The sequence below is a fragment of the Domibacillus aminovorans genome (assembly GCF_001643235.1).
GTDB classification, from domain to species: Bacteria; Bacillota; Bacilli; order Bacillales; family Domibacillaceae; genus Domibacillus; species Domibacillus aminovorans.
In genome coordinates, this window is record NZ_LQWY01000003.1 from 95,569 (window position 1) to 104,243 (window position 8,675).

Below are 8,675 nucleotides of genomic sequence, written 5' to 3' on the forward strand. Positions count from 1 at the left end.
AAATTCCTCATTATCTAAATATAATTGATTTATTTTGTTATTCTGATAGGTTTATTAGCTTTTCAGGTTAATGATTTGTTTAAATCAACAAAATCACAACTTAATTTTTTAGTGAAATCACATAGAAGTTTGTTCACAAAAATGTTGTAATTATATTGCAAGCATTTAGAACTCACTTTTATAAAATGAAAGCGTTCACAACTAAGGTGCAGTGGAGGAGGAAGAAATCACTTTCTAAATTTCATAAGTAAGCAAAAAATTTCATAGGAATTTTCAACTCACTTCTCTTTTATTCAATAAGTATTTGATGGTAATTATTTATTTATATTTTAAGGAGAACAAACAGGGAAAGATAACATGACGATTACACCATAATAAACATCATGATCATGATGGATAATGAAAAGCCTAGTCAACATGGGAATTAAGGCTTGAGAGAGTAATCATGTTATTCATGTGATAACGACTGGAGGAAGAAAGTATGCAAAAGAATGCTTCAGGAAAAGGGTTACAGCGTGGTTTAGAGGAAAGACATGTTACACTTATGTCTTTAGGAGCAGCGATTGGGGTTGGCCTATTTCTTGGTTCAGCATCTGCCATTAAGTTAGCAGGACCTGGTATTTTGTTGGCGTATGTATTTAGTGGTATGATCATGTTTTTTATCATGAGAGCACTTGGAGAGATGGCAATTCAAAAACCTGTGGCTGGCTCGTTTAGTCAATATGCACGTGACTATTTGGGACCGCTTGCAGGCTATATAACAGGATGGAATTATTGGTTTTTATGGGTTGTTACGTGTATGGCCGAGATTACAGCGGTGGGAATTTACATGGAGTTCTGGTTCCCGGATACCCCGCGCTGGATTTGGGCGTTAGCAGCATTATTGATTATGGCAGCAGTTAACTTCCTTGCTGTAAAGGCGTATGGGGAAATAGAGTTTTGGTTTGCTTTAATTAAAATTGCAGCTATTATCTTTATGATTGCTATAGGTGTCGGCATGATTGTGTTCGGGATTGGTAACGATGGAATCGCAACGGGTATCAGCAATCTTTGGAAACACGGAGGATTTTTTCCAAATGGTATTACCGGGGTATTAATGTCGTTACAAATGGTTATGTTTGCTTACTTGGGAATTGAGATGATTGGTGTTACAGCAGGAGAAGTGAAAAATCCTGAAAAAACGTTATCAAGAGCAATCGATACAGTTTTTTGGCGAATTCTTATCTTCTACGTAGGTGCCTTATTTGTTATTCTGTCCATCTATCCTTGGACAGAAATTGGTACACAAGGAAGTCCGTTTGTTTTAACTTTTGAAAAAATCGGTATCCCTGCAGCAGCAGGAATCATTAACTTTGTTGTTTTAACGGCAGCTCTTTCTTCTTGTAACGGCGGTATCTTCAGTACAGCACGTATGTTGTTTAACTTAGCTGAAAATGGAGAAGCACCAAAGGCATACAATAAATTGAACAAAAACGGCGTACCTAATTTGGCGGTTTTAGCGACTGCAGGAGCTTTATTAATCGGGGTAGTATTAAACTACCTAGTACCTGCTCAAGTATTTACATGGGTAACAAGTATTTCGACTTTTGGTGCGATTTGGACATGGTGCATGATTTTATTATCTCAAATTCGTTACCGTAAAGGCTTAACTCTAGAACAAAAACAAGGTTTAAAATATAAAATGCCTTTATATCCATTTACTTCCTATTTGTCATTAACTTTCTTAATCGGAGTAGTTGGTTTAATGGCTTATTTCCCGGATACAAGAATCGCTTTAATAGTAGGACCTGTATGGTTAATTATTCTAGTGGCATTCTATTATGGGAAAGGATTCCATAAAAAAAATAAAGCACAAAATGAAGATCATAAATAAGTTAGCCAATTAACCAAGTTATGATTCTAAGCCTCTTAGAAAATGGATTGGAAACCTTTTAAGGATAACCAATCAAATCTAAGAGACTTTTTATCACCATTGTGGATGAAGAAAACAAAAAGGGGACTTCAAACAGAGTCCCCTTTTTATCTTTAGGTTACTTTCGTTGCTGCCACCACTATTGAATATAAACGATTGTCCTTTAAAAAAGTTGTCTGATTTAGTGCTGACAATCCAAATTTAATAAAAAGATACAAGGAGATACAAGGAGATACAAGTATGTATATTTGGAACATAAAAGAGTTAGCACAGGCACTAAAAGAAAGGCGTATTGCCGAACAGTCGAAAAGAACGTATTTTATTGTAGGGATTGCTTTGCTGGCAATAGGAGTGCTAACGTATCCGTTTCTGCTGGTAACCGAAAGGGCCAACACACTGGACATAATAGACATGATGATTTATAGAATGCTCAATCTTATCGGGCTATGCGCTGCGTACATGATCAATCAGAGTGGGGACCGCCAAGACTTTTGGCTCCGCTGCTTTAGTTTATTTATTCCGCTGACACTTCGGGTTATTCTCATTGTGTTTGTACTGAAGCTTGTCGGTTACGCGATACCTCCATCCATTTTCCCGCCTCTCCTTAGCGATGAAACAAACTGGTTCGACCTTTTCGTTTCCATCGGGACGGATCTTTATTTCATAGGGATGATGGTAAAGTATTTTAAAGTAATCAATAGGTAAAATAATAGTTATATAAGAATTAGGAAAGCTCAGGTGATCATAGATTGCTTGGGCTTTTTATATAGGCTCTGTTAAAGAACGTTATTGATTTTCTTGTTCCATTCCCATGTAAGAACGGGTTTCCTTACATAATCTATGGAGCAGGGTTTGTTCAATAAAACAAGATGCGTCCATCACGATAATAATGCCCTGCCTATAATAGTAAATATATCCATTTATACATAATATAACTATCATTCCTTATGTCTCATAAAACTTGTCTTAAAATGATTATCGTTGTAAATCCGCATTTTCCTGACGCTACTCCTTAAAGAAAGAAAGGTTAAATATGAGCATTGACAGACAAAAACAGATTTGGATTTTTTATATGATTCATATGGTATAATATGTTATATCATTAGTGGTAAATAATGCACTTTTTATTAATTACTAAAATAAATAGAGGGGCAGGATATCATGCGTATTATTAAGAAAAAATTAGACATTCAAGACTTTATTGAAAAGTTTGAATTAATAGCTTCATATGATGATGTTGGACAAAAGCATTACCTTGTGATTGAAGATAGAGAACGAGGAGGGGATTGGACACTGATGAAATATTCAGACAGCCAATGGTCCCTTCATGGCAAAGGCCTGAATTATTGTGATCATGATGAACAAAGTTTAGTTGGTAATGATTTTGTTGATTTTATTTGGAAAAATCGGAGCTTGTTTAATCGGAAAATTAAAGAAGCCGTATTAAGATAATGGTTGCTATGACAGGATCTACACCATCTTCTTCAATCTGTTTTTGCCAAAGCTCATAATGTACCTGAAAAGGTGCTAACAGCTTGAGATCCGAAGCCATAGCAGCTAACAATCCAGAAGCCATTATTGAAGGGATGATAATTATGTTTGTTTCAGTTACTAGGTTGCATCTAAAAGAAAAGCGTAAGTTACCTGTCTTTATTTGGCATACAGGCAAATCATTTAGTCAATCAAGAAAAGCAGAAGGTCTTTTGTATTCTTCATTTGATAAAGAAGGATGGGATACATACTGGACACTAACTGTATGGGAAAACAAAAATAGTATGAAAGAGTACCGAAACAAAGGGAATCATTTAAAAGCAATGAAAGTATCTAGAAATATTGCTGACGAATTAGAATCAATCAATTGGGAAGCCGATAATAAACCTTCTTGGGATGAATGTAAGGAGCGTTTACATAATAAGTTTGGAAGAAAATAAAATTAAGTTAAACTAGTTTTCTTCTTCAAGTAACGGGTACAAGATTTGAAGATCAGGTGCAAGCGATTGCTAATCGGCGAATCTACAAGCTAAGGCATCAGCCGTTTCAAGATCTAGATGATTGGCTGGAATCTTTCCAGTGTGTCTGGAATGAAAGATTCGATCGTTTGGATGATTATTTGCGTAAGTTGCAAGGGAAAGACTGACATTACGACGGAAAGAATTACTATGGAAAAGAGTGACCAGCTTAGTACAAAAATTTCTGGTAGGAGGAATTGAAATGTCCGAAAACAAAATAACAAACAGTATGACGACGAACATAGAAGGGCAAGTTCTTGTCATGGAGCGGATCTTCAACGCGCCGCGAGGTCTTGTATTTAAGGCATTTTCGGAACCAGAGCGCTTGGCAAGCTGGTGGGGACCGAGAGGATGGCAAACAGAAAATCGCAAATTTGAGTTTAAGCCTAATGGCGTATGGCATTATTGTATGCGGTGCATAGATGAGAATCAGGGAGAATTTTATGGTCAAGAATCTTGGGGTAAAGCTGTCTATCATGAAATTATTGTTCCTGAGAAGATTGTCTACACGGATACGTTATAAAAGGATAAAAAGCGAATGAAGATAGAGGATGTTGTTGTAAATGTGGAAAGTATCGCTTCAAAAAAAGATTCTGGGGTTGGTATTATCATTAAGCTTATTTCTGATCCTCCTATTAACGGCTTATTTTACCTATATGGAAGGAAAGCAAATAGCAGAGGATAGGGGCCGCTTGGCTTTGGAGTTATCAAAAACCATAGCTTTTATACCTACAATTGTCGACGCATTTAAATCGGAAGATCCATCTGATACCATCCAACCGATAGTTGAAAAAATTCGCCAAGAAACAGGTGCTGAATTCATCGTCGTGGGGAATGCAGAGGGAATTCGCTATTCCCATCCCTTGGTATCAGAGATAGGAAAGCCTATGATTGGCGGAGACAACGAACGGGCTATTCAAAATGGTGAATCTTATATTTCCGAAGCTCGTGGTTCTCTTGGACTTTCCATGCGGGGAAAGTCACCGGTATTTGATAAGAATGGAAACATCATTGGCGTTGTTTCGGTTGGATTTTTAGTAGAAGATGTTCGTCAACAAATCTTTAAAGATTTATCTAGAGAGATTGTCGTATCATTCATAGCTCTTGTCATATCCGTCATTGGCAGTTATATGCTTGCACGCAGTATACGTAAGGATACATTAGGGTTAGAACCTTTTGAAATTTCCCGTTTATATAAAGAAAAAAACGCTGTGCTTCACTCAGTGAAAGAGGGAATCTTAGCGATTGACCAAAATGGGGTTATTACGTCTATGAATCAGCCGGCAAAAAAACTGCTGAATATAAAAGGGTCTGTTCGCGATTTGAAAGTTGATAATCTCTTTCCTCCTGCTTATTTGTACGAAGTGTTGAAATCAGGAAGGCCGCAAATAGATAAAGAAATGCTGTGGAGGCATAAAAAAATTATTATAAATTGCACACCGATCTTTGACGATGAAGGGGTGAGCGGTGTAGTCGCTTCATTTCGTGATAAAACAGAAATTGAGCAGATGGTAAACACATTATCAGAAGTAAAAGTGTATTCTGAGGATTTAAGAGCACAAACCCATGAATTTACTAATAAATTATACGTGCTATCCGGTTTACTCCAATTAGGGAAATATGACGAGGCTATAAATATGATACAAAGCGAGACATCTGAACTGCAATCTCTAAACCGAATTGTCTTTGAACAGATAAAAGATACCAAGGTTCAAGCTATTTTACTTGGGAAGTTAGGAAAAGCCTCAGAAAAGAAGGTTACCTTTGAAATAGATATGCAAAGCTACTTAGAGACACTGCCGAGTCATATAAAGTTGTCCGAGCTTACCTTAATCCTTAGTAATATTATTGATAATGCATTTGAAGCTGTTTCTGGTATTGAGGAACCACTCGTAAACTTTTTCGCAACTGATATCGGAGAGGATATTATATTTGAAGTGAGTGACAATGGAAAGGGAATAAAACCAGAAAATATTTCTCTCCTTTTTGAACGGGGCTTTACTTCAAAAATAGGAAAAATTCCAAGTGGCTATGGACTTTCAAACACTGACCATGCAGTAAAAGAGCTAGGCGGTATCATTGAGGTGCACAGCGGGGCAGAAAACACCGTCTTTACAGTGTATCTTCCGAAAAGACAGAGAGGGAGAGAGGAATGGTTAAAATAAGAGCGGCCATTGCGGAAGATGATTTTCGCGTAGCAGACATTCATGAGAAGTTTCTGAATAGGTTTGAAGAAATAGAAGTAATTGGTAAAGCGTTAAATGCAAAACAGACTATTGAAATTTTGGATCAACAGAAACCTGATTTGCTTCTTCTTGACGTGTATATGCCAGACCAGCTTGGTTCCGATCTGCTTCCGGTCATTCGTCAAAAATACAAGCAAGTAGATATATTAATGATCACCGCAGCAACCGATAAGGAGATACTTGAAAAGGCACTTCACTATGGTGTGGAATATTTTTTAATAAAACCGGTAAAAATGGAGCGTTTCTATCAAATTATTGAGGAGTATCTCAATAAGTATCAGCTTTTGCAATCTAAACGAGAAATAGATCAAGATTTTGTTGATCTTATCTTTAATAAATCCTCCACGTCCACAACTGAACAGGAGACTTCGTTACCAAAAGGAATCGATGAAATCACATTATCGAAAGTAAGGACAGTCCTTGAAATAAGTAACAAAGGCTTATCAGCTGAACAAGTGGGCGTTCAAATTGGCGCTTCAAGGACAACGGCCAGGCGTTATCTCGAATATTTGATATCTGCTCGGGAATGTAAAGCTGAAGTGGTATATGGTGCAGTAGGGAGACCAGAGCGTAAATATTATAAAATTTGATGGAAATATCCTTTTAAAGAAGGGAAAGATCGGAATGTTATCAATAACATTCCGATCTTTCTTTTTATAAGAGATAGTTTATCAATTTACAAGAAGCTTTCATGGGCGTTTCTACTTTCTATGTGTTGCACTTAATACTACAACCCGTCAAGAAAAAATGTTTCCGGTATTATCAGGTGTCAAAAAGCTCCTGTGAACAAAATGAACAAAATCTTCAAAAAAAGTTTAAAACACATTAAATTGAAAACGCTTACAAATTAAGTTGCATAGTTTAAAATTTATTTAATTAGAATTGAGGGGTGAAGGATATGCTTGCTTTATTAGGGTTTTTAATGATACTCGTATTTATGATTTTAATTATGACAGGACGACTTTCAGCTATGATTGCTCTCATTATCGTACCCGTCGTATTTGCTCTTTTGGGCGGATTTGGCAGGGAAATGGGTCCAATGGCATTAGAGGGGATTAAAAGTGTAGCTCCAACAGGAATCATGATTTTATTTGCGATTCTTTTCTTCGGTATTTTGATTGACGCAGGAGTATTTGATCCCATTATCAATACGATTCTTAAGCTAGTAAAAGGAGATCCTGTAAAAATTGCTATCGGTACGGCTGTTTTAGCCCTTATTATTTCATTAGATGGAGATGGTACCACCACATACATGATCACCATTTCTGCCATGCTTCCCCTTTATAAAAGGATCAGAATGAAATCGCTTACATTAGCAGGGATTGCTGTTTCGGCATCAGGGGTAATGAACCTCCTTCCATGGGGGGGACCGACAGCAAGGGTGATGACTGCTTTGAATCTTGAAATGTCAGACGTATTTACGCCTGTTATTCCTTCCATGATTGGTGGTGTCCTATTTGTTCTATTCATGGCTTATTTTCTCGGCAGAAAAGAAAGAAAGAGGATTGGTGTGATCGAACTTGATTATGGTGTGGTGGCTCAAGAGGTGGCGGCTACAACCGAGGATATGCATCTTAAACGCCCGAAATTGATCGTCTTTAACTATGCATTAACAATAATCCTTTTAGTAGCTTTAATCATGGAATTACTGCCAACAACTGTATTGTTTATGTTAGGCTTTGCGATTGTCATTACTATAAATTATCCGAAAATGAGTGATCAAAAAGAACGTGTGGCCAATTACGCCGATAATGCTCTATCTGTTGTTTCAATGGTTTTCGCTGCTGGAATTTTCACTGGCATTCTTTCAGGAACTGAAATGGTGGATGCCATGGCAAACTCGATGATCAAGCATATTCCAGATGCAATGGGATCCCATTTTGCTGTAATCACAGCAGTAATTAGTGCACCGTTTACTTTCTTTATGTCTAATGACGCTTTTTACTATGGCGTTTTGCCATTACTTGCAAAAGCAGGAGCTGCATATGGAATTGATCCTGCTATGATTGGAAGAGCTTCTCTTTTCGGTTTACCAGTTCATCTATTAAGTCCTCTTGTTCCGTCCACCTATCTTTTGGTCGGGATGGTAGGAGAAGACTTTGGTAAACTACAGCGCGCTTTCTTAAAGTGGGCATGCGGATCGACAGCAGTACTAATTCTTGTTGCTCTCGTTTTAGGTATTATCCCATTGTAATATAGTTAATGATTATTACAAGGCAGTGGCATGTATATGTAGGTACGACTATTCAAGCGATTTTGACACGAAGGATATCGATGAAGAGACTGTTTCCTCTCTTCAAGTCGCTTAAAAGGTAGTTGTTACGTTTGATATATACGAGCATTCTGCTTCATTGTATGCACATGCTACTGAAATAAAAATTGTAGAGGAGCAGTAATAAAATTAAAAACCCTGAATGATTCAACATATTATTCAGGGTTTTTTGTTTGCAAAAAAGAAAAGTGAGTGAGAGCGTAAAATATCTTGTGTAAATGAATAAACAGAAAAAG

8 protein-coding genes and 2 pseudogenes are annotated in these 8,675 nt (G+C 37.0%); 9 read left to right on the forward strand and 1 reads right to left on the reverse strand.

Annotation, left to right across the window (positions count from 1 at the left end; all coding sequences use genetic code 11):
- Nucleotides 1–481: 481 nt before the first annotated feature.
- From alaP to AWH49_RS01680, 3 genes are all read left to right on the forward strand, one after another.
- Complete coding sequence (alaP, locus tag AWH49_RS01670) at nucleotides 482–1,873, forward strand: alanine permease AlaP (protein WP_063964462.1); 1,392 nt, start codon at nucleotides 482–484, stop codon at nucleotides 1,871–1,873.
- Nucleotides 1,874–2,152: 279 nt separating this feature from the next.
- Complete coding sequence (locus AWH49_RS01675) at nucleotides 2,153–2,617, forward strand: hypothetical protein (protein ID WP_063964463.1); 465 nt, start codon at nucleotides 2,153–2,155, stop codon at nucleotides 2,615–2,617.
- 456 nt (nucleotides 2,618–3,073) lie between these two features.
- Nucleotides 3,074–3,364, forward strand: coding sequence for a hypothetical protein (locus tag AWH49_RS01680; RefSeq protein WP_063964464.1), 291 nt, complete (start codon nucleotides 3,074–3,076; stop codon nucleotides 3,362–3,364).
- Here the strand turns inward: AWH49_RS01680 and AWH49_RS21160 are convergent.
- Entirely contained in the window at nucleotides 3,342–3,488 is a 147-nt protein-coding gene (locus AWH49_RS21160) for a hypothetical protein (RefSeq protein ID WP_425305690.1), read from the reverse strand. The genes AWH49_RS01680 and AWH49_RS21160 overlap by 23 nt on opposite strands.
- Between AWH49_RS21160 and AWH49_RS01685 the strand changes: the two genes are divergently transcribed.
- From AWH49_RS01685 to AWH49_RS01705, 6 genes and pseudogenes are all read left to right on the forward strand, one after another.
- Entirely contained in the window at nucleotides 3,448–3,843 is a 396-nt protein-coding gene (locus tag AWH49_RS01685) for a DUF3291 domain-containing protein (protein WP_244886763.1), read from the forward strand. The genes AWH49_RS21160 and AWH49_RS01685 overlap by 41 nt on opposite strands.
- A 53-nt stretch (nucleotides 3,844–3,896) precedes the next feature.
- Nucleotides 3,897–4,049: pseudogene (locus AWH49_RS20600) on the forward strand (ArsR/SmtB family transcription factor); the annotation flags it as partial.
- A gap of 74 nt (nucleotides 4,050–4,123) precedes the next feature.
- Nucleotides 4,124–4,435, forward strand: a pseudogene (locus tag AWH49_RS01690) (SRPBCC domain-containing protein); the annotation flags it as partial.
- 49 nt (nucleotides 4,436–4,484) lie between these two features.
- Nucleotides 4,485–6,086, forward strand: coding sequence for an ATP-binding protein (locus AWH49_RS01695; protein ID WP_063964466.1), 1,602 nt, complete (start codon nucleotides 4,485–4,487; stop codon nucleotides 6,084–6,086).
- Nucleotides 6,074–6,757, forward strand: a complete 684-nt coding sequence (locus tag AWH49_RS01700) for a response regulator (RefSeq protein WP_063964476.1) — start codon at nucleotides 6,074–6,076, stop codon at nucleotides 6,755–6,757. The genes AWH49_RS01695 and AWH49_RS01700 overlap by 13 nt, the downstream gene beginning before the upstream one ends.
- Before the next feature lie 308 nt (nucleotides 6,758–7,065).
- Complete coding sequence (locus AWH49_RS01705) at nucleotides 7,066–8,361, forward strand: CitMHS family transporter (RefSeq protein WP_063964467.1); 1,296 nt, start codon at nucleotides 7,066–7,068, stop codon at nucleotides 8,359–8,361.
- Nucleotides 8,362–8,675: the final 314 nt, after the last annotated feature.

What these genes read in the sequence shown, in the direction of transcription:
- alaP (WP_063964462.1), top strand. Translation starts at nt 482, where the DNA reads ATGCAAAAGAATGCTTCAGGAAAAGGGTTACAGCGTGGTTTAGAGGAA.
- AWH49_RS01675 (WP_063964463.1), top strand. Translation starts at nt 2,153, where the DNA reads ATGTATATTTGGAACATAAAAGAGTTAGCACAGGCACTAAAAGAAAGG.
- AWH49_RS01680 (WP_063964464.1), top strand. Translation starts at nt 3,074, where the DNA reads ATGCGTATTATTAAGAAAAAATTAGACATTCAAGACTTTATTGAAAAG.
- AWH49_RS21160 (WP_425305690.1), bottom strand. Translation starts at nt 3,488, where the DNA reads ATGGCTTCTGGATTGTTAGCTGCTATGGCTTCGGATCTCAAGCTGTTA.
- AWH49_RS01695 (WP_063964466.1), top strand. Translation starts at nt 4,485, where the DNA reads ATGTGGAAAGTATCGCTTCAAAAAAAGATTCTGGGGTTGGTATTATCA.
- AWH49_RS01700 (WP_063964476.1), top strand. Translation starts at nt 6,074, where the DNA reads ATGGTTAAAATAAGAGCGGCCATTGCGGAAGATGATTTTCGCGTAGCA.
- AWH49_RS01705 (WP_063964467.1), top strand. Translation starts at nt 7,066, where the DNA reads ATGCTTGCTTTATTAGGGTTTTTAATGATACTCGTATTTATGATTTTA.